Genomic DNA, 22,461 nt, shown 5'->3' on the forward strand with positions numbered 1-22,461 from the left:
TTCAGGGAACCAGATCGACGACGTCCATGTCGCCGCCTTCAGCCTGCAGCAACAGCGTGCGGTGGCAATGACAGGGATCACGTTCGTAACACAGCAACGCAGACGGCTTGTCCCGCGCCAGGTCGCGCATCCGCGCCGCTTCCGCCTGCGCCTCGGGCAGGCCCAGTTGCACGTCATAGACGGCGCGCAGCGTCCCGACGTCCCCCTTCTTGGCCGCGTCGCGCCCCGCCTTGGGCGTACCCAGCGCACGCAGATGGACATAGCCGATTCCGGCATCCTTCAGGCTGGCCGCCAGGATGGTCTTCGAAAAGCCCGGCCGCCGCGACAGCGGCAGCGCGCGCACGTCGATCACCTGCTCGACCCCGGCCGCCTTCAGCGCCGCCAGGAAGTCGGCCATCGTCGTCTGCTCATATCCGATGGTGAAGACGCGCGTCATGCTTTCTCCCGCTCCAGCGTCGTGACGACGCCGTGCGCGATCAACGCCTGGCCTGCGAAATAGGTCGGCCAGATCAGCAGTTCGGCCAGGCGCAGGTCGAACGCCCCGCCCTTGCCGAAGATCAGCAGGTCCGACAGCACGAACAGCATCGCGCCCAGCGCCACCTGATGCCGGGGGAAGCTGCTGGTGCGGGCGGTGCCCGCCATCAGGCCCAACCCGGCGGCATAGACCGCGACGCCCGTCGCCGCCTCGCGCTCGACTGGCAGCAGCCAGGATACGACGACCACGGCCGCAGCGATCACCAGCGCGTGCCAGACCGGCACCGCGCGGTTGCGCAGGTACAGGCCGACCGCGACCAGATGCCCGGCCAGGAAGGCGATCGCGCCGATCGCCAGCCCATGCGTTTCCAGCAGCACGTCGCCCAGCGCCCCCAGCGCCAGCGCCGCGGTGATCAGCCAGCCGTCCAGGCTGCGCGCATGGAGCGCCGCCCACAGCGCGAGCAGCGCCACGCCCGCCCCCTTCCACACCACCAGCAGATCGGGCGGGATCACCAGCCAGCGGCTGAGATAATAGCTGGCGCCGGCCGCCAGTGCGAAGATGAAGACGGTGCTGCGCATCGCCTTACCATGCCCGGCGGCTGGCCCTATGCCAAGCAGGCCGCTATCTGCCGCGCAATGACTCACGATATCCATATCATCGGCGGCGGCCTCGCCGGTTCGGAAGCCGCCTGGCAGCTTGCCCAGGCCGGGTTCAAGGTTCGCCTTTCGGAGATGCGCGGCTCGGGCAGCATGACCCCGGCGCACCAGAGTGACCGGCTGGCCGAGCTGGTCTGTTCGAACAGCTTCCGCTCGGACGACGCGGAGCGCAACGCGGTCGGGCTGCTGCATCAGGAGATGCGCGATCTCGGCTCGCTGATCATGGCGCAGGGCGACGTCCACAAGGTGCCGGCCGGCTCGGCGCTGGCGGTGGACCGCGACGAATTCGCCGACGGCGTCACCGCCGCGCTGGAGGCACATCCCAACATCACCATCGTCCGCGAACGCATCGACGCGCTGCCCGAAAACGGCCTGACGATCGTCGCCACCGGCCCGCTGACCGCGGAGAGCCTTGCCGGCAGCATCGGCAGCGCGACGGGCAAGGACCAGCTCGCCTTTTTCGACGCGATCGCCCCGATCGTCCATTTCGACTCGATCGACATGGAGACCGCCTGGTTCCAGTCGCGCTGGAACAAGGTCGGACCCGGCGGCACGGGCAAGGATTACATCAACTGCCCGATGACCAAGGACCAGTATATGGCCTTCCATGCCGGGTTGATGGCGGGCGAGAAGACCGAGTTTCGCGAGTGGGAGGACGTCCCCTATTTCGAAGGGTGCATGCCGATCGAGGTAATGGCGGAGCGCGGGGTCGAGACGTTGCGCTACGGTCCGATGAAGGGCGTCGGGCTCGACGATCCCAGGACCGGCCGCTGGCCCTATGCCGTCGTCCAGCTGCGCCAGGACAATGCCAGCGGCACTTTGTGGAATATGGTCGGCTTCCAGACGAAGCTCAAATATGCCGAGCAAGTGGCTCTGTTCCGGACGATTCCCGGTCTCGAGAACGCCGAGTTCGCGCGGCTGGGCGGGCTGCACCGCAACACCTTCATCAAGTCGCCCGAGCTGCTCGACCCGACGCTGCGGCTGAAGTCGGCGCCGCACATCCGCTTCGCCGGCCAGATCACCGGCTGCGAAGGCTATGTCGAAAGCTCGGCGATCGGCCTGCTCGCCGGCCGCTTCGCCGCAGCCGAGCTGAAGGGCGTCGAGCTGACCCCGCCGCCTGCGCAGACTGCGCTCGGCGCGCTGCTGCGCCACATCACCGGCGATGCCGAGGTCGAGACCTATCAGCCGATGAACGTCAATTTCGGCCTGTTCCCGCCGATCCCCGGCAAGAGCAAGAAAGCCGACCGCAAACTGATGTATACGTCGCGTGCGCGCGATGCATTCAGGGGATGGCTCACGGCCTGAATTGCCGCTGTCGGATCATAGGAAGCTTCCTATGAACTGATATCATCATTTTCGTCGTCCGCGGCCGGTGTCGCGGTCGGTTTCGGACAGGCGCAGCGCGGCTGTGCCGCTCGGCGTTTCGGCGCGGTGGTGGCGAATTCGGCCCGGGTCAGCGAGCCTGACCGGTCCTTGTCCGCCTCGGCGAAGCGGGTGGTGGTCTTCACCGCCCATTCGTCGAAGCTCAGCCGCCCGTCGCCGTCCTTGTCGAGCCTGGCAAAGGCCTTCCGCCGGGTCGCGAGATATTCCTCGCGCGTGATCGCCGCATTCTTGTCCTTGTCGACCCGATCGAACCGCTTCTGCTCGCGCGTCTTGTCGGCGGCCCGCGGCGCTTCCGCCGGCAGCGGATCCTCGGCACCGTTCACCACGCTCGCGGCCGGAGCCGGCGGCGGCGCCGTCTTCGCCTCGGTCGCGGCGACACTGCGGAACATGAACATGCCCGCAAGCGCCAGCACCAGCGCGCCCGCGGCTCCGACAAGATATCGCCACATCGTCCGACTCCCCTTGGCAGGGGACCAGACTAGCGCGTCCGGCGGTCAGCGCCCACTCAATCGGAACCAAATCAGACGCAATAGCCGCCCCGGCGACCCGATCGGCGCCGGGGTCCCCGCGGGCAGGTCGAGATCGCGCAGCGCCAGATGCGCTATCGCCCCCAGCGCGCGGCCCCGCCCGCTCCACCTGCGGGTCGTGGCGGCTTGCAACAGCGGCCGCGCGAGATCACGGGCGATCTCCGCGTCGCCGACAGTGCCGAGGTGGCGGGCCAGATCGGCGAGCGCCCACCCCTGCCCCGCCTCGGCCAGCGGATCGGTGCCTGCGCCCATCGAGCTGCTCCCCGCAGCGACGAACAGGTGCCCGCGTCCCTCGCCGAACCGGCGCAGCGCATCGGCGTCCAGCGCCTCCTCGAGCAGCACTTCCCAACCGTCGACGATCGGCGCGAGCGATGCTCCGGACACCCCTTGGGACACGACATGATCAGCGATGCCGCGAAGCACCGGCTCGGCAGGTGGCGGCTTGACGTCGAGATCGGCCAGCCGCTCGCGCCACCACGCCAGACGGATCTGGCCCAGCGCGGGCTCGCGCGTCGTCTGGAGCAACTGCGCCAGCGCATCGTCCAGCGCCAGCAGCGCGGCAAGCGCCGGGCGGCCGGCCGCCGGGGCATAGGTCAGGACCAGGTCGCGTTCGGGATGCGGCGAGGTCATGCGGCCAGCGCCTCCGCGCGCGAGCGGTAACGCCGGCTTAACCGCAGCGGCTTACCCGCGATTAACGTCACCCGGCGCATGTCCGGGTCTGATCGGGGAAGAGCATTCGGCATGTCGGCATCACAGGACAGCAATCGATCCGGGGCTTCGGCGTTCCTCACCCGGCTGGCGCGCGACCGGCGCGGCAACACGCTGGCGATGCTGGCAGTCGCGCTGATCCCGCTGCTGGGGCTGGTCGGTTCGGCGGTGGACACGGCCCGGCTCTACGTCGTCAAGGTGCGTTTGCAACAGGCTTGTGACGCGGGCGTGCTCGCCGGGCGCAAGTTCATGGCAAGCGGCGCCTCGACGACGCTGGACACCAATGCTGCCGATCAGGCGCGCGCGTTCTTCAACAATAATTTCAAGGCAGGCATCTTCGCCTCGACCTCGGTATCGTTCACGCCGTCGAAGACAGCGGACAACCAGGTCGCCGGCACGGCCAGCGTGACCGTCCCGATGACGCTGACCCAGATGATGGGGTTCGGCCCCACCCGTATTTCGGTCGCGTGCGAGGCCCGATACGACGTCGCCGATCTCGATATCATGTTCGTCCTCGATACCACCGGATCGATGGCCTATGCCGCCAGCGACACGACCCTGAGCGGCCAGACCGTCACCGCCTATACCCGCGCGGACGGGACGACCGGCTATTATACGGCGGAGAAGAGCAACGCGCGGATCAAGGCGCTGCGCACGTCGGTGCTGAACTTCTACGACACGATGGTCGCGTCCGCCGACGCCACGACCAAGATCCGCTACGGCTTCGTGCCGTACACCTCGACGGTCAATGTCGGGAAGATCATCCCGAGCAGCTTCCTGTTGTCGACTTCCTGGAACTATCAGACGCGCATTCCCATTCCCGACAAGACCTGGGGATCGTCCAGCAGCACGACGTACACGAAGACGTCGCAGAGCAGCTGCAACGGCTATGCGAGCCGAACGCCATCCAGCGGCTACAACAGTTCGGGCCAGTACACCGTGAAGTCGGTGAGCTGGTCGTCGAGCAACAGCGGCACCTGCACCGTCACGACCCAGACCTGGCAGCAATATTATACGTTCGGCGAACTGAAGACCGATATCTCCCAGTTCGTGAAGGGAGGCTGGGTCACCGATCCCAGCAAGACCGACGGGTCGACCAGCAAGTGGCAGGGCTGCATCGAGGAGCGCAAGACGACCGCATCCTCCTCGTTCAGCCAGAGCGCGCTGCCGGCAGACCTCGATCCGACGCTGGCGGCGACCAGCGACGACACCCGCTGGCGCCCGATGTGGCCCGAGATCATCTATGAGCGCAACGGCCAGACGGGTCCGATCGACGTGACCAGCACGACTGCGGCCGGCAGCAATTATGAAAGCATCGGAGCCAAGGCAAGCACCGGCTATGTCAGCTGCGGCAAGGAAGCCAAGCGGCTCAGCGTGATGACCCGTACCCAGGTATCGTCGTTCGTCAACGATCCCGATTTCCGCCCGATGGGCGGCACCTATCACGATACCGGCATGATCTGGGGGACGCGCTTCCTGGATCCCAAGGGGCCGTTCGCCACCGACACGGCCGCCTGGGCGGGCCGCAAGGAGCCGATCCGCCACATCGTCTTCATGACCGATGGCGAGATGGCGCCCAGCTACGACATCTACGGCATGTACGGCTATGAACGGTACGACAAGCGCGTGACCAATGGCGACTCCTCGGTTCAAACCGCGCGCCACAATGCGCGCTTCGTCGCCGAGTGCGAGGCCGCGAAGAACCGCAACATCACGGTATGGGTGATCGCATTCGGCCAGGCGCTCACCCCCGAGATGAAGCAATGCGCGTCGAGCACCGCAACCGCCTTCACGGCGGCCAGCGATGCGCAGCTGAACACTGCCTTTCAGACCATCGCGTCGCGCGTGGCGATGCTGCGGCTCTCCAAATGACGGCGCCCCTGGCTCGATCGCTGCGCCGGCTGGCGCGGGACCGGCGCGGCGTCGCAGTCACCGAGTTCGGCATCCTGGCGCCGGTGTTCGTCGTCTTGCTGCTGGGGCTGATGGACCTGTCCTACCAGGCCTATACCCGCGCGGTGCTGGAAGGCGCGATCCAGAAGGCCGGCCGGGATTCCGGGATCGAGGGCGCCCAATCGTCGACGATCGACGCCAAGGTCACCGCCGCCGTCAAGCAGGTCGCGAAGAACGCGGTGCTGACCTTCGATCGCAAAAGCTACTCGACCTTCAGCGACATGAAGCCCGAGCGCTTCACCGACACCAATGGCAACGGAAAGCGCGACGCCAAGGAATGCTATGACGACATCAACGGCAACCAGCAATGGGATGCCGATCCGGGCAAGACCGGCCAGGGCGGTGCGAACGACGTGACGCTCTACACCGTGACGGCCACCTATACGCGCCTGTTCCCGCTGGGGAAGCTGCTGGGCTGGTCCGACAAGGAGACAGTGTCGGCCAAGACCCTGCTCAAGAACCAGCCCTATGCCTCCCAGGCCATTCCGACCGTGGTAACCCGATGCAATTGAGCGCCTGCCTTCGCCGCTTCCGCGACAACCGTTCGGGCGTCACCCTGCTCGAATTCGCGTTCGGCCTTCCGCTGTTCCTGACCGCCGGCATGTGGGGCGTCGAACTCACCAACATGGCGGTCACCCATCAGCGCCTGAGCCAGCTCGCGCTGGAACTGGCCGACAATGCCTCGCGCGTCGGCCTCTATAGCGGCCAGGCGACGGTCCAGCTGCGCGAGATCGACCTGAACGACGTGCTGCAGGCGACGCGCACGCATGGCTCGTCCATCAACCTGACGGCCAATGGGAGGATCATCCTGTCGAGCCTGGAGAATATCAACGGGACCCAGCGAATCCACTGGCAACGCTGCATCGGCGCCAAGAGCGGCGCGGGCTATGATTCGAGCTATGGCACGACGAGCACGACCGCCGGCACCACGACGAACGCAAGCGATGCGGGAACGCCGGCCGCGACGGGGATGGGTGAAGCTGGTGCCAAGGTCAACGCGCCGCTCAACTCCGCGGTGATGTTCGTCGAGGTGAATTATCTCTACACCCCGATGATCGGCAATGGCTGGTTCGCCTCGCCCCGCAAGCTGAAATATGTCGCCTCGTTCATCGTCCGCGACAATCGCGACCTGACCCAGCTCTACAACCCCTCCCCCGCCGCGACCCGATCGACCTGCAATTTGTACGGCGCGTGAGCCGCGGGCACGCCGGTTCGGGTCCAGCCCTAATTCGACGCGCCGACGTCAATCTGCGGGTTGGCAACGGATCGATTTGAAAACCAGGGGCCAGGCGCTGTCCCAGGCAAAGCCGGACGGCGGCCGGCAAACCTCTCGCCTATGAAAAGAGCGCCGCCCGGGATCCCGGACGGCGCTCTTTCCGATTGCAGCCTGGAGAGAACCGGACACCAACGCCCGGCCCGCTATCCAATCAGCGATAGGTGACCTTCTTGACCGCCGCGACGACGCGGGCCGCGTCGACCAGCGCCAGCTTTTCGAGGTTCGCCGCATAGGGGAGCGGCACGTCCTCGTTGGTGACGCGAAGCACCGGGGCGTCGAGGTCGTCAAAGCCCTGTTCCATCGCCACGGTGACGATTTCCGATGCGATCGAGCAGACCGGCCAGCCTTCCTCGACCACGACCATGCGGTTGGTCTTCTTCAGGCTTTCCAGCACCGTCGCGGTGTCGAGCGGGCGCAGCGTGCGCAGGTCGATGACCTCCGCCTCGATGCCCTCGCCTGCCAGCGTCTCGGCCGCGTCGAGCGCGACGCCGACGCCGATCGAGTAGCTGACGATCGTGACGTCCTTGCCCTCGCGGACGATGCGGGCCTTGCCGATCGGGAGGACCCAGTCGTCAACCTTGGGCACGTCGAAGCTGCGGCCATAGAGCAGTTCGTTCTCGAGGAAGACCACCGGGTCCTCGCTGCGGATCGCAGCCTTCATCAGGCCCTTGGCATCGGCCGCGTCATAGGGAGCGATCACGATCAGGCCGGGGACGCTGGCGTACCAGGGGCCGTAGTTCTGCGAGTGCTGCGCACCGACGCGGCTGGCCGCACCATTGGGACCGCGGAACACGATCGGACAGCGCATCTGGCCGCCGGACATGTAGTTGGTCTTGGCAGCCGAATTCACGATGTGGTCGATCGCCTGCATCGCGAAGTTGAACGTCATGAACTCGACGATCGGCTTGAGCCCGCCCATCGCGGCGCCGGTGCCGACGCCGGCAAAGCCGTATTCGGTGATCGGGGTGTCGATCACGCGCTTGGCCCCGAACTCGTCGAGCAGGCCCTGCGTCACCTTGTACGCGCCCTGATATTCGGCGACTTCCTCGCCCATCACGAAGACGCGCGGATCGGCGCGCATTTCCTCGGCCATCGCGTCGCGCAGCGCTTCGCGCACGGTCTGCTTCACCAGCTCGGTGCCCTCGGGCAGGTCAGGATCGCGCACGGTGGCCGACTTGTCGCTGGCCAGCTTCGCGGTGCCGCTCTCGGCCTTTTTCGGCGTTTCGGCGGTCTGGGCCTCGGCGGCCTTCTGCTCGGTCGCGGGCGCCTCGGCCTTGTCGGCCGGAGCCGGCGTGGACGAAGCCTCCTCGTCGTCGCCGTTCAGCGTGGCGATGACGGTGCCGACCTTCACATTGTCGGTCCCCTCGGCGATGAGGATCTCGGCGATCGTGCCTTCGTCCACCGCCTCGAATTCCATCGTCGCCTTGTCGGTCTCGATCTCGGCCAGGATGTCGCCCGACTTCACCGTGTCGCCGGCCTTCACCAGCCACTTGGCGAGCGTGCCTTCTTCCATCGTGGGCGACAGCGCCGGCATCTTCAGTTCGATCGCCATCTCAGTAGGACTCCACCAGCACGTCGGTATACAATTCTGCCGGCTCCGGCTCCGGCGTGGATTCCGCGAAGTCCGCGGACGCGTTGACCACCTTGCGAATTTCCGCCTCGATCGGCTTCAGCTCGTCTTCCTTGACGCCCATCGCCTCGAGCTCGCGCTTCACCGCCTCGATCGGATCGGACTTGTCGCGAACCGACTGCACCTCCTCGCGGCTGCGATACTTGGCCGGGTCGGACATCGAGTGGCCGCGATAGCGATAGGTCTTCATCTCGAGGATGATCGGGCCCTTGCCCGCGCGGACCCAGGCAAGCGCCTCTTCGGCGGCGCCGCGGCACGCCAGCACGTCCATGCCGTCGACCTGGATGCCGGGGATGCGGAAGCTCTCGCCGCGCTTGTACAGCTGATCCTCGGACGAGGAGCGGTTGACGCTGGTGCCCATCGCATACTGGTTGTTCTCGATCACGTAGATGATCGGGAGCTTCCACAGCTCGGCCATGTTGAAGCTCTCATACACCTGGCCCTGGTTCGACGCACCGTCGCCGAAATAGGCCATGGCGACGCCGCCATCCTCGTTATACTTGTGCGCGAACGCCAGGCCGGTGCCGAGCGACACCTGAGCGCCGACGATGCCGTGGCCGCCGTAGAACTTCTTCTCGGTCGAGAACATGTGCATCGAGCCGCCCTTGCCGCGCGAGATGCCCGCGGCGCGTCCGGTCAGCTCGGCCATGATGACCTTGGGATCGATGCCGTAGGCGAGCATGTGGCCATGGTCGCGATAGCCGGTGATGACCGAGTCCTTCTCGCCGTCGAGCGCGGACTGCAGGCCGACCGCGACGGCTTCCTGGCCGATATAGAGGTGGCAGAAGCCGCCGATGAACCCGAGACCGTAGAGCTGGCCCGCCTTTTCCTCGAACCGGCGGATCAGCAGCATCTCCTTGTAGAACTGGAGCAGCTCTTCCTTGGAAGCCTTGTACCGATCCGGTTCGCTGGGACGCTCGCGGTTGGATAGGACGGGTTGGGGGGTTGGCGTTTTCGCCGGCGCTTTTGCCACGATCGGATGATCCTCATTCCCGGGGAGGGGGTGTCAGGGGGGTGCCTATAAGCGGGTTCATGGCCCGGACGCAACGTCAACGCGCACGGGGTTCGGCGCGAGGATGACGTAGCGGATACCGGTTACCGGCGAATTGGTTCGCGGGAGAGGCGGGTTGGTGCGACTCGCCAGGGCCATTGTTTCATTTTGTGAACGGGGCGGCCAGGGATCGGTATTGGCGGTGGTAAAGGCTCGTGTCCGCACCTCACCCGTCATGCCGGCCAAAGTGCCGGCATCCACCGGGCGGCAAATCCCGGAGGCGCGATGCGGCGCATCGTTCGAGTCCAGCGATGCTGGACTGCAGTTGCGGAACCCGATGATCCGGGATGGAGGATGGGTGGACCCCGGCACTCCGGCCGGGGTGACGCAGTTTTTCGGGTAAGCGCCTGCGCTCCCCGACACCGTCCAGGGGAAGCTAAAGCCCCTGCCCTATTTCAGCTTGACGACGACCTCGTCGGAGCGGGCGGCGCCGAGCTGCTTGCGCAGCAGTTCCTCGACCAGGTCGGGGTCGGCGCCCTTTTTCGGGTCGAGGAGATTGACGCGGTTGCGGAGCTCCGCACGCTTCTTGTCCAGTTGCTGATATTCGGCGGTGCGCGTGCCGACTTCCTGCGACACGTCCTTCATCGCGATGATGCCGTTCGGCCCCAGCACGGCGTTGTAGCCGAAGAACGCCATGATCACGATCGCCACCGCGGGCAGGCCCGCGCTGCGAAGGATATTGCGAAACCTGCCGGTTTGACGTCCCATGGCTCGATTCTTTGCCGAAATGGCACAGTTAATCAAGCGACAGGACGCCCCTCACCTCATTTAAGGATCGATTTTCCGGCATAGACCGCTGCGTCGCCCAGTTCCTCCTCGATGCGGATGAGCTGGTTGTACTTGGCGAGCCGGTCCGAGCGGGCCAGCGAGCCGGTCTTGATCTGACCGCAGTTGGTCGCGACCGCCAGGTCGGCGATGGTCGCATCCTCGGTCTCGCCCGAGCGGTGCGACATGACCGCGGTGTAGGACGAGCGCTGCGCCAGGCTGACCGCCTCCAGCGTTTCGGTCAGCGATCCGATCTGGTTGACCTTGACCAGCAGCGAGTTCGCAAGTCCGCGGCCGATGCCATCAGCCAGGCGCTTCGGGTTGGTGACGAACAGGTCGTCGCCGACCAGCTGGACCTTGCCGCCGATCCGGTCGGTCAGGATCTTCCAGCCTTCGAAATCATCCTCGCTCATGCCGTCCTCGATCGAGAAGATCGGGTAGCGGGCGCACAGGTCGGCGAGAAATTCGGCATTCTCGGCCGGGGTGAAGGTCTTGCCCTCGCCGGTCATGCGATAGGCACCGTCCTTGAAATATTCGGTGGCGGCGCAATCGAGCGCGAGCATGACGTCGTCGCCCGGCTTGTACCCGGCGGCCTCGATCGAGCTCATGATGAAGTCGAGCGCGTCGGTGGTCGAGGCAAGCGCCGGGGCGAAGCCGCCCTCGTCGCCGACCGAGGTGGCCAGGCCCTTCTCCGACAGCTTCTTCTTGAGCGTGTGGAAGATCTCCGACCCGCAGCGGACCGCCTCGGCGATGCTCTCCGCACCGACCGGCACCACCATGAATTCCTGGATGTCGATCGGGTTGTCGGCATGTTCGCCACCATTGATGATGTTCATCATCGGCACCGGCAGGACATGCGCGTTGACGCCGCCGACATAGCGATAGAGCGGCAGGCCGCGGGCATCCGCCGCCGCCTTCGCCACCGCCAGGCTGACGCCCAGGATCGCGTTGGCGCCGAGGCGCCCCTTGTTCGCGGTCCCGTCCAGCTCGATCATCGCACGGTCGACATCCGCCTGATCCTCGGCATCGAGCCCGAGGACCGTGTCGGCGATCTCGTCGTTCACGGCCTCGACCGCCTTGGTCACGCCCTTGCCCATCCAGCGCGACTTGTCGCCGTCACGCTTTTCGACCGCTTCATGCGCGCCGGTCGAGGCGCCCGACGGAACTGCGGCGCGACCGAAGCTGCCGTCCTCGAGCATCACATCGACCTCGACGGTGGGGTTGCCGCGGCTGTCGAGAATCTGACGAGCGTGGATGTCGATTATTGCGGTCACGAAATGGTCTCCCTAGGTAAGGGCTGATGCCTTGCGGGCGTGCCTCTAGCCATTTGCAAGGGAACTCGCAAACGCCGCCGCTGTTGTTCGGCATGAAACAAGGAAAGGCTTCGGCATGGCTGACCAGAATAAGATCAACCCGGGCGATGTGAGCTTCGACGCGGATCCCGCGCTCGAGACCGGGACCACCGGCGGCACCGATGCAGGCGTGGCATTCGACGCGGACGAGTCGATCGGCGAGACGAAGCGCAGCGCGACGCAGACGATCAAGGACGAAGCGAGCAAGCTCGGCACCAAGGCGGCCGACAAGGCGCGCAGCTTCGCCGCAGAGAACAAGGACAAGGCAACCGGAGCCCTGGACGAGGTTGCCAAGCTGGTCCAGGCGGCGGCGAACGACGTCGACGAGCGGCTGGGCGAGCAATATGGCCGTTACGCACGATCGGCGGCCGACGGCATCACCCGCTTCTCCGACGGTATCCGCGACAAGGAGGTCGACGACCTGATCGCCGACGCGTCGGACTTCGTGAAGAAGAGCCCGGTCATCGCGGTCAGCGCGGCAGCCGCGATCGGCTTCGTGCTCGCGCGGCTGGTCAAGTCGGGCATCGACGCGGCATCCGACCTGGCGGATCCCGAACCGAAGGACGCATCGCCGTCCAAGGCGCCGAACGCGACCACCGGTGACGGTTCGAGCGGGGCCAGCGGCGCCGGCGTCCAGGCATAAGGGCGGAACCGGAGTGACCGAACCGAAGCTGACGCCACCTGGCGACGAGAGCCTGGGCGAACTGTTCGGTCGGCTGGTCGAGGATGCGAAGGCGGTCGGGACTGCGGAAGTCGCCTATTACCGGGCACTGGCGCAGTCGCGGCTGGACGATGTCCGGTCCAGCCTGTGGATGGGCGCGGCGGCAGCCACGCTGATGATGGCGGCGTTCGTCGCCCTGTCGGTCGGGCTGGTGCTGACGCTGATCCCGCTGGTGGGCCCGGGCCTTGCTACGCTGATCGTGGTGGGCAGCTGCAGTGCGGCCGCCTATCTGATGGGCAGGCTGGCCTGGCGCCACGTCAAGCGCGTGCTGGGGCTGGTCCGATGACCGACATCCAGGCCGCCGAGGCACGGGCAAAGGCAGCACGCGAGCGGCTGTCGAGCACGATCAACCAGCTTCAATACCGGCTGAAACCCTCCACGCTGGCACAGGGCGCGATCGACACGGCGACCGAAAGCGCGAAGTCGATCGCGCTGAAGGGTGCGACCGAGGTGCGCAATCGCCCGGTGGCGGCAGCGGCGGTGGCCGGCGCGATCGGCCTGTTCCTGTCGCGCGGATGGATCAGCCGGACGCTGGCGAAGCGAAAGAAAGCCACGAACGACGGTGAAACCGATCCGCCCCGGGCGGGTTGATCTTCAAACGGCGCATTCGAAAGGACGAAGACGATGACGAACGAGACCGGTCGAAAGAACAGGAGCGTAAGCGAGTTCGCCGCGCAGAATCCGCTGGCGCTGGTTGCTGGCAGCGCGGCGCTGGGCGTGATCGCCGGCGCGCTGCTGCCCCGCAGCGAAAAGGAGCGCGAAGTGCTTGCCCCCGTCGGCCAGCGGATCGCGCAGCGCACCAGCGACACGATCACCGCGGCGAAGGAAGCGGGCCGCGCCGAGATCGAGGCGCTGATCCCCAATCGCGAATCGACCAAGGAGAAGGTCACCCAGCTGATCGGCAACGTGATCGACGCGTCGAAGCACAAGGGCCAGGTGCGCGAAGCCTGACCCGGCGGGCCGGGACAGGCCCGCCCGTCATCGGAAACACAGGGCGAAAAGGCGCGGCGCGATCCGCGCCTTTTCCGTGGCCGGCGGCGATGCAGCGCACGAGCCGATGAGCCTGGGGACTTGAGCCCCCTGCCCCAGCCGCTAAGGGAGGGGCGAAAATTCCCATCCCCGGAAGGCATTTCATGAGCAAGCTCCACCTCGTCTTCGGCGGTCGCGTAAAGGACCCCCAGGCGCTCGAATTCCAGGATCCGTCGAAGCTGGATATCGTCGGTATCTTTGCCGACTATGCCGAGGCAGAAAAGGCCTGGCGCGGCGCCGCGCAGCGGACCGTCGACGATGCCGAGATGCGCTATGTTGTGGTTCACCTGCATCGCCTGCTGGAACCCGACGCCTGAGGCCGCCTGCGCTGCAGGCGCAGAATATATTTGCGCGCAGAGACGCGGAGACGCAGAGAGCCAGTGAGGAGATCGGCCGGAGCCGACCTGCTCATGCAGGAAAGGGCTGCCGCGGGCACATCCTCTCTGTGCCTCTGCGTCTCTGCGTGAATAAATTTCCCGTAGACCGAAGCCGGGACGACCGCGCACAAACGAAAACGGAGCGCAGGCAGGTGCCGGCGCTCCGTTTGCGATCGGGCGTGGCGATCAGATGAATTCGATCTTCGACACCAGATAATAGCGGTCGCCGGCCGGGACCGACACTTCGACGTCCTCGTCGACCTTGCGGCCGATCAGCGCGCGGCCCAGCGGCGAATTGTACGAGATGCGGCCCTTGTTCGCGTCCGCCTCGGTCTCGCTGACGATCTGGTAGCGGATCGGCTTGTCGTCCTCGTCCAGCAGGGTGACGGTGGCACCGAAGACGATGCGGTCGCCCGACAGGTCGCGCGGATCGATGATCTGGGCACGGCTGAGCTTGCCCTCGATATCGGCGAGCGACGCCTCGATCTGGCCCTGACGCTCCTTGGCTGCGTGATATTCGGCATTTTCCGACAGATCGCCGTGCGCGCGCGCTTCCTCGATCGCGTCCACGATCAATGGCCGCTCTGCCTTCAGGCGTTTCAGCTCTTCGCTGAGCTTCTCATAGCCTTCCGCCAGCATCGGCAACTTATCGACCGTGGCCATTGCACTTCGTCCTTCGTCAATACCCTCTCCACCAAGCGTCCCATGAAACAGGCCGCCCGCACACCAAGATAAATTTGTGGGAGTCAAATTGTGCGTCTGCGAATGATAAGGCCGCGCGGGCCGCTTCGCAAGGGTTGCGCGCGCAAGTCCCCAAGCTCCACACTCGCGAGAGTGCGGAGCGGAAAGGATATTCTTGTCGCGGGCGCGGTGTCAGGCGGTCGGGCCGCCCTGCCGCTCCGCATAATAGGACTGGAGCGGACGCACGCCGAGACTGCCGCGGCCGAGCGCCTGGATCGCCTGAGCCGCCGCGACGCTTGCCTGCGCCGTGGTGAAATAGGGGATCTTTAGGTTGAGCGCCGAGCGACGGATGTCGGACGAATCCTTCAGCGACTGCCAGCCTTCGGTGGTGTTAAAGATGATCGCGACATCGCCGTCGACGATCCGGTCGACGATGTGCGGCCGGCCCTGCGCCACCTTGTTGACCTCGGTAACCTCAAGGCCCTGCTCGCGCAGATAGGCGGCGGTGCCGCTGGTGGCGATGATCGAGAAGCCCATCGACGCCATCAGCTGGACGCCCGGCAGGATCACCGGCTTGTCGGTATCCTTGACGCTGACGAACAGCGTACCCGACGACGGCAGCACGGTCCCTGCCCCCAACTGCGCCTTGGCGAAGCTGGTCGCGAAATCCCGATCGATTCCCATGACTTCGCCAGTCGACTTCATTTCCGGGCTGAGCACCGGATCGACGCCGGGGAAGCGATTGAACGGGAACACCGCTTCCTTGACCGCGATATAATCGATGTCGCGATCGATCTTCGGCAGGTCCTTCAGCTTCTCGCCCGCCATCACCCGGCTGGCGATCTTGGCGATGGGCACGCCGATCGCCTTGGCGACGAAGGGAACGGTCCGGCTGGCGCGCGGATTGACCTCGATCAGATAGACGATGCCGTCCTTCACCGCGAACTGGATGTTCATCAGGCCCTTGACGCTGAGCGCATGGGCCAGCGCCTCGGTCTGGCGCTCGATCTCGGCGATGATGTCGGCCGGCAGGCTGTAGGGCGGGATCGAGCAGGCGCTGTCGCCCGAATGGACGCCGGCTTCCTCGATATGCTGGAGCACGCCCGCGACCACGACATCGTCGCCGTCACAGATGGCGTCGACGTCGACCTCGACGGCGTCGCGCAGATACTGGTCGATCAGCACGGGCGAGTCGCCCGATACCTGGACCGCGGTCTGGATATAGTCGTCGAGCTGCTGGAGCCCGTCGACGATCTCCATCGCGCGGCCGCCCAGGACATAGCTGGGCCGCATCAGCACGGGATAGCCGATGCGATCGGCCACCGCGACCGCCTCGTCGCGGCTGCGGGCGATACCGTTGGCGGGCTGGTGCAGGCCGAGCTTGGCTACGAGCGCGGCGAAGCGCTCGCGGTCCTCGGCCAGGTCGATCGCATCCGGGCTGGTGCCCAGGATCGGGATGCCAGCTTCCTCCAGCGCGCGCGCCAGGTTCAGCGGGGTCTGGCCGCCGAACTGGACGATCACGCCGACCAGTTCGCCGCGCGACTGTTCGACATGCAGGATCTCGAGCACGTCCTCGGCGGTCAGCGGCTCGAAATACAGCCGGTCCGACGTGTCATAGTCGGTGCTGACCGTCTCCGGATTGCAGTTGACCATGATCGTCTCGTAGCCGGCGTCGGCGAGCGAGAAGCAGGCATGGCAGCAGCAATAGTCGAACTCGATGCCCTGGCCGATGCGGTTGGGCCCGCCGCCCAGGATCACGACCTTGCGCCGGTCGGACGGCATCGCCTCGTTCTCGGGCTCGCCGAAGAAGGGCGCCTCATAGGTCGAGTACATGTACGGGGTGCGCGCGTCGAACTCGGCGGCGCAGGTGTCGATCCGCTTGAACACCGGGCGGACACCCAGCTTGTGGCGATGCGCGCGGACATCGGCCTCGGTCGCGGCGCCGGTCATCGCGCGGACGACCTCGCCGATCAGGCCCGAGCTGCGCGCCATCGCCTCGCTGCCGGTGCGCAGGTTCGCCGATTGCAGCGCCAGCCAGGCGAGCCGCTTGTCGCTGAAGCCCATCGCCTTCAGGCGGCGCATGCCGGCTGCGTCCTGCGGCAGGCCGTCCTTGCAGACTTCTTGCTCGGCAGCGACGATCTCACCGATGCGCGCCAGGAACCACGGGTCGTAGCTCGTGAACTGATGAACCTCGGCCTCGGTGAAGCCCTCGCGCAGCGCCTGCGCGGCGATCAGCAGGCGATCGGGCGAGCGGACCGACAATGCCGCCTCGATGTCGGCGCGCGGCGCACCGGCCAGGCGATCGACATTGTTGAAGCCCACGAGCCCGGTCTCGAGCCCGCGCAGCGCCTTCTGCATCGATTCATGGATGTTGCGGCCGATCGCCATGACCTCGCCAACCGACTTCATCGCGGTGCCCAGGGTGGCCTCGGCGCCCTTGAACTTCTCGAAGGCGAAGCGCGGGATCTTGGTGACGACGTAATCGATCGTCGGCTCGAAGCTGGCCGGGGTCGCGCCGGTGATGTCGTTGGTGATCTCGTCGAGCGTGTAGCCGACCGCCAGCTTCGCGGCGACCTTGGCGATCGGGAAGCCGGTCGCCTTGGACGCGAGCGCCGAGGAGCGGCTGACTCGCGGGTTCATCTCGATGACGACCAGTCGGCCGTCCTTCGGATTCACTGCGAACTGAACGTTCGAACCACCTGTTTCAACGCCGATCTCGCGCAGCACAGCGATGCTGGCGTTGCGCATGATCTGATATTCCTTGTCGGTCAGCGTCAGCGCCGGCGCAACGGTGATCGAGTCGCCGGTGTGGGTGCCCATGGCGTCCACATTCTCGATCGAGCAGATGATGATGGCATTGTCCGCGCGGTCGCGGACCACCTCCATCTCATATTCCTTCCAGCCGAGCAGCGATTCCTCGATCAGCACCTCGGTGGTCGGCGACAGGTCGAGACCGTTGCGGACGATCCCGATGAATTCCTCGCGATTATAGGCGATGCCGCCGCCCGATCCGCCCATGGTGAAGCTGGGGCGGATGATCGCGGGCAGACCGACGGTCTCCAGCGCCGCCAGCGCCTCGGCCTCGGTATGGGCGATGGCGGAACGGGCGCTTTCCAGCCCGATCTTCGTCATCGCGTCCTTGAACTTCAGCCGGTCCTCGGCCTTGTCGATCGCCTCGGCATCGGCGCCGATCATGATGCAGCCGAATTTCTCCAGCGTGCCGTCGTTCGCCAGCGCCAGTGCGGTGTTCAGCGCGGTCTGGCCGCCCATCGTCGGCAGGACCGCGTCGGGGCGCTCCTTCTCGATGATCTTCGCCACGATCGCCGGGGTGATCGGCTCGACATAGGTCGCATCGGCCAGCTCGGGATCGGTCATGATCGTCGCCGGGTTCGAATTGACCAGGACGATGCGATAGCCCTCTTCCTTCAGCGCCTTGATCGCCTGCGTGCCCGAATAGTCGAACTCGCATGCCTGGCCGATGACGATGGGCCCTGCGCCGATGACGAGGATGGAGGAGATGTCGGTGCGTTTTGGCATCAGTTGGCGCTCTCGCGATACAGGCGGACATGAAGCGGCGTGCTGAACGACGCCGGGCAAATGTCTGAATTGAAATACGAAACGGTCATGGCATCAGTGCCCAGGCCCATCGGCTTGAGCAGTGCCATCCTCACCGCATCATCCCGACGAAGCGTTCGAACAGGTAGAAGCTGTCCTGCGGGCCGGGGCTTGCCTCGGGGTGGTACTGGACGCTGAACGCGGGGCGATCGGTCAGTTCGAAGCCGCAATTGGAGCCGTCGAACAGCGAGACGTGCGTTTCGCGGGCATTGGCCGGCAGCGTCTCGGTCTCGACCGCGAAGCCGTGGTTCATGCTGGTGATCTCGACCGAGCCGTCCGACAGGCGCTTGACCGGGTGGTTGGCGCCGCGATGGCCCTGGAACATCTTGGTCGTGCTGGCGCCGACCGCCAGGCCGAGCAGCTGGTGCCCCAGGCAGATGCCGAACAGCGGCTTGCCGGTCTCGAGCAGCTGGCGGATCACCGGCACGGCATATTCGCCGGTCGCGGCGGGATCGCCCGGGCCGTTGGACAGGAAGATGCCGTCCGGATCGAACGCCATGACCTGGTCGAAGGTGGCGGTCGCCGGCAACACGGTCACCTTGGCGCCGGCCTGGACCAGGTTGCGGAAGATGTTGCGCTTCGATCCATAGTCGATCGCGACGACGTGCGGGCGATCGTCCTGCGCGGCGCCGGCGTCATAGCCGAAGCCCAGCCGCCACACGCCGCCTTCCCAGCCGAAATGCGTCTCGCAGCTGACGGTGATCGCCAGGTCCATGCCCTCCAGCCCCGGCCAGTCGCGTGCCATCTGGAGGAGGAGCGGGATGTCGAACTCGCCGGTCGGCGAATGCGCGATCACGCCGTTGGGCGCGCCCTGCATGCGGATGCGGCGGGTCAGGGCACGGGTGTCGATGCCGGCCAGCCCGATGCGGTCATGCTTCTTCATCCACGCGTCGAGCCGCTCGGTGCTGCGGAAGTTGGACGGGTCGGTCACGTCCTCGCGCACGATCATGCCCAGCGCGTGCGGATCGTCCGCCTCGATGTCGTCGGGATTGGCGCCGACATTGCCGATATGGGGGAAGGTGAAGTTGATGATCTGACCGGCGAAGCTCGGATCGGTCATGATCTCCTGATAGCCGGTCATCGCGGTGTGGAAGCAGACCTCGCCGACGGCCTGGCCCTCGGCCCCGAACCCTCGTCCGAACACCACGTCTCCACTCGCAAGCACCAGGATTCCGGTCGCTCCAGCGGGCACGGACATGGGTTTGGCTTCGGCCATTGAAGGGTGGCGCTCCAGTTAGAATTGCGGCGATGTCGCTAAGGCCCGCCCGCTAGACCCCCTGCCCCCGCCCGTCAACCGGTTCACGCACCGTCGCGCTTGGTCTATCGTGCTTCCCTTTCCGACTATCGACAGAGAGACGCATGATTCGCGACGACATCAAGGCCGCGCTGGTGACTGCCATGAAGGCAGGCGAGAAGCAGGACGTGGCTGCTATCCGCCTGATCCAGAGCGCGATCAAGAATCGCGACATCGAGGCGCGCACGGGCAAGGCGCCCGAGGACGACGACGCGCTGGTCGTCGAGGTGCTGCAGAAGATGGTGAAGCAGCGCCGCGAATCGATCGAGATGTACGAAAAGGGCGGCCGCGCCGAACTGGCTGCCGTCGAGGCGGCCGAGGTCGCGGTGATCGAGCGTTTCCTGCCGCAGCAGATGAGCGAGGATGAGACCCGCGCCGCGATCGAGGCGATCAAGGCGGAACTGGGCGCCGGCGGCATGAAGGACATGGGGCGGGTGATGGCCGAGCTGAAGGCGCGCCACGCGACCACGCTGGACATGAGCAAGGCGAGCGGCCTGGTGAAGGCCGCGTTGGGGTGAGCTGACAAACGCCCCTCCCGCTTGCGGGAGGGGTCGGGGGAGGGCCTGTTGGACAAGGGGTCGAGGCGATCCACCGTCAGGGCGCGCGATCTGCGCAACAACCCGACCCTGGCCGAACGGGCGCTCTGGGCGCATCTCAGCAGCCGCCAACGTCTTGGCGTTCGGTTCAACCGCCAGGTCCAGCTCGGCCCCTATTTCTGCGATTTCGTCGCCCGATCGATCCAGCTGGTGGTCGAGGTGGATGGTGGCCAGCATGACTGGCAAAGTGCCGAAGACGCGACTCGAACGCGTTTCCTTGAATCGATTGGTTTTCGCGTGATCCGCTTCTGGAACAATGACGTGCTGGAGCGCACCGAGGGTGTGGTGGCCGAGATCGACCGGGTGCTTAGCGGAATGATTACTGGCGATGCGCGTTTGGACAGGCCCTCCCCTAGCCCCTCCCGCAAGCGGGAGGGGAATCAGTGAGGCGCGCGACTCCGTTGCGGCTTGAACACCAGCCCCCTCCCGCAAGCGGGAGGGGGAGTGAATGAGCCTCACGCCGCAATTCCTCGACGAACTCCGCTCGCGCACCCTGCTTTCCAGCCTCATCGGCAAGACGGTGAAGCTGCAGAAGGCGGGCCGCGAGTTTCGGGCCTGTTGCCCGTTCCACAACGAGAAGACGCCCAGCTTCTACGTCAATGACGACAAGGGCTTTTATCACTGCTTCGGGTGCAGCGCGCATGGCGACGCGATCCGGTGGCTGACCGACCAGCGCGGCCTGCCCTTCATCGATGCGGTGAAGGAACTGGTGCAGGCCGCCGGCATGGAGATGCCCGAGCAGGATCGCCATTCGGCCGAAAAGGCCGAGCGGGCCAAGGGCCTGCACGAGGCGATGGCGGATGCCGCCGCCTGGTTTACCGAGAAGCTGAACGGGATCGAGGGCGGCGAGGCGCGCGGCGTGCTGGAGCGGCGCGGCATCCGCGCGGAGACGGCTCGCGACTTCGGCATCGGCTTTTCGCCCGATTCGCGCGGCAAGCTGAAGGAAGCACTGAAACATTATGGCGATCCCGCGCTGATCGAGGCGGGACTGCTCATCTCGGTCGAGAACAAGGAGCCCTATGACCGGTTTCGCGGCCGGTTGATGATCCCCATCCGCGATGCGCGCGGCCGGACGATCGCGTTCGGCGGGCGCGTGATCGGCGAGGGCGAGCCCAAATATCTCAACTCGCCCGACACCCCGCTCTTCGACAAGGGGCGCACGCTCTACAATCTCGACCGCGCGCAGGCGGCGGCGCGCAAGGCCGGCCGCGTGATCGCGGTCGAGGGCTATATGGACGTGATCGCGCTGGCCCAGGCAGGGTTTGGCGAGGCAGTCGCGCCATTGGGCACCGCGCTGACCGAGCATCAGCTCGAGCGGCTGTGGCGCATGGCCGACATTCCCCTGCTGTGCTTCGACGGCGATGCAGCCGGACAGAAGGCGGCGATTCGCGCGGCGCACCGTGCGCTGCCGATGCTGCAGGCGGGCCAGAGCCTGGCCTTCGTCACCCTGCCCGAGGGGATGGACCCGGACGATCTGGTCCGCACCAAAGGCGCGCAGGCGTTCGAGGTGTTGCTGAGGGAGCCGCAGGGCCTGGCCGACCGCATCTGGGCGAGCGAACTGGCTGCCGAGCCGACCGACACGCCCGAACGCCGTGCCGGCTTGAAGAAGCGACTGATGGCGCTGGCCAGGTCGATCGGCGACCCAGACGTGCGTGATGAATATGTCGCGGAGTTCCGCAACCGTGCCGACGCGCTGTTCGCGCCGCCGCAGCGCGAGTTTCGCCCGCGCCAGGGCGGCGGCACGATGGGCGGCGGCACGCGCGGCGGCTATAACCGCGCCGGCAAGTGGCAGCCGCCCGAGCCGCCGCCCTCCGAGCGGGCGCGCAGCGTCCATGCCGGCGGGCTCGACCCGATCCTGGCGCGGGCGGTGCTGGCCGGGCTGATCCGCCACCCCGCCGAAATCGCGCGCCATATGGAGGTGCTCGGCAGCCTGCGCTCTGCCTCCGGGGCGCTCGGCAAATTGTTCGAGGCGGTGATCGAAGTCGCGTTGGAGGACCGGCAACTTGATAGCGCGCGTATCCTCACCATATTGGCGCGGTCCGGGTTCGATCAGGTGGCAGTCGATCTGTTGAGGGCCGACACGCTGCCCTTTTCGTTCACCAAGTCCCAGATGGTGGACGAGGTCCGGGCACGCGAGGATCTGAAGGAAGCGATCGAGGTGATGGTGACGCAGCCCATGGTGGATGCGGCCCTGGCCCAGGCAACCGCAGTGGTTGCCGAGCATTTCACCGAGGATGCGTTCGCCCGTCAGGTGTCCCTGTTGCAGCAGCGGCAGGAGCTCCAGGCGCGGCTTGCAAATCTGATGCTTGCGGATGAAGAGGAATTTGACGATTAGGCGGCTAGTAAAATTGCCGCCATCCGATTTTCGAGGATTT

24 protein-coding genes are annotated in these 22,461 nt (G+C 66.1%); 12 read left to right on the plus strand and 12 right to left on the minus strand.

The window, feature by feature from the left end:
- Window position 1: 1 nt before the first annotated feature.
- Window positions 2–436 carry a DUF488 domain-containing protein gene (locus TPR58_RS11980; protein WP_346246901.1) on the minus strand — a complete coding sequence of 145 codons (435 nt, stop codon included), beginning with the start codon at window positions 434–436 and terminating at the stop codon, window positions 2–4.
- Window positions 433–1,053 (minus strand): lysoplasmalogenase, encoded by a 621-nt coding sequence (locus TPR58_RS11985; protein ID WP_346246902.1) that lies wholly within the window; start codon window positions 1,051–1,053, stop codon window positions 433–435. Before TPR58_RS11985 ends, TPR58_RS11980 begins: the two co-directional genes overlap by 4 nt.
- A 57-nt stretch (window positions 1,054–1,110) precedes the next feature.
- On the opposite strand from TPR58_RS11985, the gene trmFO reads away from it, so the two are divergent.
- Entirely contained in the window at window positions 1,111–2,436 is a 1,326-nt protein-coding gene (gene trmFO / locus TPR58_RS11990) for a methylenetetrahydrofolate--tRNA-(uracil(54)-C(5))-methyltransferase (FADH(2)-oxidizing) TrmFO (protein WP_346246903.1), read from the plus strand.
- 29 nt (window positions 2,437–2,465) lie between these two features.
- Here the strand turns inward: trmFO and TPR58_RS11995 are convergent, their stop codons facing one another.
- Both TPR58_RS11995 and TPR58_RS12000 read right to left on the minus strand, forming a co-directional pair.
- A complete protein-coding gene (locus tag TPR58_RS11995; protein ID WP_346246904.1) occupies window positions 2,466–2,963 on the minus strand; it encodes an EF-hand domain-containing protein in 498 nt (165 codons plus the stop codon).
- Window positions 2,964–3,008: 45 nt separating this feature from the next.
- Window positions 3,009–3,671 carry a squalene/phytoene synthase family protein gene (locus tag TPR58_RS12000; RefSeq protein ID WP_346246905.1) on the minus strand — a complete coding sequence of 221 codons (663 nt, stop codon included), beginning with the start codon at window positions 3,669–3,671 and terminating at the stop codon, window positions 3,009–3,011.
- Between the two features lie 111 nt (window positions 3,672–3,782).
- Between TPR58_RS12000 and TPR58_RS12005 the strand changes: the two genes are divergently transcribed.
- From TPR58_RS12005 to TPR58_RS12015, 3 genes are read left to right on the plus strand one after another with little or no spacing between them, the layout of a single operon-like run.
- Complete coding sequence (locus tag TPR58_RS12005; RefSeq protein ID WP_346246906.1) at window positions 3,783–5,621, plus strand: TadE/TadG family type IV pilus assembly protein; 1,839 nt, start codon at window positions 3,783–3,785, stop codon at window positions 5,619–5,621.
- Window positions 5,618–6,211: a TadE/TadG family type IV pilus assembly protein gene (locus tag TPR58_RS12010; RefSeq protein WP_346246907.1), complete on the plus strand. Its 594-nt coding sequence runs from the start codon at window positions 5,618–5,620 to the stop codon at window positions 6,209–6,211. Before TPR58_RS12005 ends, TPR58_RS12010 begins: the two co-directional genes overlap by 4 nt.
- Window positions 6,202–6,894: a TadE/TadG family type IV pilus assembly protein gene (locus tag TPR58_RS12015; protein WP_346246908.1), complete on the plus strand. Its 693-nt coding sequence runs from the start codon at window positions 6,202–6,204 to the stop codon at window positions 6,892–6,894. Before TPR58_RS12010 ends, TPR58_RS12015 begins: the two co-directional genes overlap by 10 nt.
- Window positions 6,895–7,126: 232 nt before the next feature.
- Here the strand turns inward: TPR58_RS12015 and TPR58_RS12020 are convergent, their stop codons facing one another.
- The 4 genes from TPR58_RS12020 to eno form a co-directional block, all read right to left on the minus strand.
- Entirely contained in the window at window positions 7,127–8,527 is a 1,401-nt protein-coding gene (locus tag TPR58_RS12020) for a pyruvate dehydrogenase complex E1 component subunit beta (protein WP_346246909.1), read from the minus strand.
- A gap of 1 nt (window position 8,528) precedes the next feature.
- On the minus strand, window positions 8,529–9,578 hold the full coding sequence (gene pdhA / locus TPR58_RS12025) for a pyruvate dehydrogenase (acetyl-transferring) E1 component subunit alpha (RefSeq protein WP_346246910.1): 1,050 nt from the start codon (window positions 9,576–9,578) through the stop codon (window positions 8,529–8,531).
- A 468-nt stretch (window positions 9,579–10,046) separates the two neighbouring features.
- The gene (locus TPR58_RS12030) at window positions 10,047–10,364 is read right to left on the minus strand and encodes an FtsB family cell division protein (protein WP_346246911.1); all 318 of its coding nucleotides are present in this window, start codon (window positions 10,362–10,364) and stop codon (window positions 10,047–10,049) included.
- A gap of 56 nt (window positions 10,365–10,420) precedes the next feature.
- Entirely contained in the window at window positions 10,421–11,695 is a 1,275-nt protein-coding gene (eno, locus tag TPR58_RS12035) for a phosphopyruvate hydratase (RefSeq protein WP_346246912.1), read from the minus strand.
- Window positions 11,696–11,810: 115 nt separating this feature from the next.
- Between eno and TPR58_RS12040 the strand changes: the two genes are divergently transcribed.
- The 5 genes from TPR58_RS12040 (at window position 11,811) to TPR58_RS12060 (ending at window position 13,840) form a co-directional block, all read left to right on the plus strand.
- Window positions 11,811–12,416, plus strand: a complete 606-nt coding sequence (locus TPR58_RS12040) for a hypothetical protein (RefSeq protein WP_346246913.1) — start codon at window positions 11,811–11,813, stop codon at window positions 12,414–12,416.
- 13 nt (window positions 12,417–12,429) lie between these two features.
- Window positions 12,430–12,780, plus strand: coding sequence for a hypothetical protein (locus TPR58_RS12045; protein ID WP_346246914.1), 351 nt, complete (start codon window positions 12,430–12,432; stop codon window positions 12,778–12,780).
- Window positions 12,777–13,085: a DUF3618 domain-containing protein gene (locus TPR58_RS12050; RefSeq protein ID WP_346246915.1), complete on the plus strand. Its 309-nt coding sequence runs from the start codon at window positions 12,777–12,779 to the stop codon at window positions 13,083–13,085. The genes TPR58_RS12045 and TPR58_RS12050 overlap by 4 nt, the downstream gene beginning before the upstream one ends.
- A gap of 33 nt (window positions 13,086–13,118) precedes the next feature.
- Entirely contained in the window at window positions 13,119–13,445 is a 327-nt protein-coding gene (locus tag TPR58_RS12055; protein ID WP_346246916.1) for a hypothetical protein, read from the plus strand.
- 182 nt (window positions 13,446–13,627) lie between these two features.
- Window positions 13,628–13,840: a DUF4170 domain-containing protein gene (locus TPR58_RS12060; protein ID WP_346246917.1), complete on the plus strand. Its 213-nt coding sequence runs from the start codon at window positions 13,628–13,630 to the stop codon at window positions 13,838–13,840.
- 246 nt (window positions 13,841–14,086) lie between these two features.
- On the opposite strand, the gene greA is transcribed toward TPR58_RS12060, so the two are convergent.
- The 4 genes from greA to carA all read right to left on the minus strand — a co-directional run bounded on the left by greA (window position 14,087) and on the right by carA (window position 19,412).
- Window positions 14,087–14,563: a transcription elongation factor GreA gene (gene greA, locus TPR58_RS12065; protein ID WP_346246918.1), complete on the minus strand. Its 477-nt coding sequence runs from the start codon at window positions 14,561–14,563 to the stop codon at window positions 14,087–14,089.
- 210 nt (window positions 14,564–14,773) lie between these two features.
- On the minus strand, window positions 14,774–18,118 hold the full coding sequence (gene carB, locus TPR58_RS12070; RefSeq protein WP_346246919.1) for a carbamoyl-phosphate synthase large subunit: 3,345 nt from the start codon (window positions 18,116–18,118) through the stop codon (window positions 14,774–14,776).
- Window positions 18,118–18,246, minus strand: a complete 129-nt coding sequence (locus TPR58_RS12075) for a hypothetical protein (RefSeq protein WP_346246920.1) — start codon at window positions 18,244–18,246, stop codon at window positions 18,118–18,120. Before TPR58_RS12075 ends, carB begins: the two co-directional genes overlap by 1 nt.
- A 2-nt stretch (window positions 18,247–18,248) precedes the next feature.
- Window positions 18,249–19,412, minus strand: coding sequence for a glutamine-hydrolyzing carbamoyl-phosphate synthase small subunit (gene carA, locus TPR58_RS12080; protein WP_346246921.1), 1,164 nt, complete (start codon window positions 19,410–19,412; stop codon window positions 18,249–18,251).
- Between the two features lie 143 nt (window positions 19,413–19,555).
- Here carA and TPR58_RS12085 point away from each other — a divergent pair, with 143 nt between their 5' ends.
- The 3 genes from TPR58_RS12085 (at window position 19,556) to dnaG (ending at window position 22,421) form a co-directional block, all read left to right on the plus strand.
- Window positions 19,556–20,008 (plus strand): GatB/YqeY domain-containing protein, encoded by a 453-nt coding sequence (locus TPR58_RS12085; RefSeq protein ID WP_346246922.1) that lies wholly within the window; start codon window positions 19,556–19,558, stop codon window positions 20,006–20,008.
- Between the two features lie 48 nt (window positions 20,009–20,056).
- Window positions 20,057–20,473, plus strand: coding sequence for an endonuclease domain-containing protein (locus TPR58_RS12090; RefSeq protein WP_346246924.1), 417 nt, complete (start codon window positions 20,057–20,059; stop codon window positions 20,471–20,473).
- A 61-nt stretch (window positions 20,474–20,534) separates the two neighbouring features.
- A complete protein-coding gene (gene dnaG / locus TPR58_RS12095; RefSeq protein WP_346246925.1) occupies window positions 20,535–22,421 on the plus strand; it encodes a DNA primase in 1,887 nt (628 codons plus the stop codon).
- Window positions 22,422–22,461 lie beyond the last annotated feature (40 nt).

The sequence above is a fragment of the Sphingomonas rustica genome, from assembly GCF_039652585.1.
GTDB classification, from domain to species: Bacteria; Pseudomonadota; Alphaproteobacteria; order Sphingomonadales; family Sphingomonadaceae; genus Sphingomonas; species Sphingomonas rustica.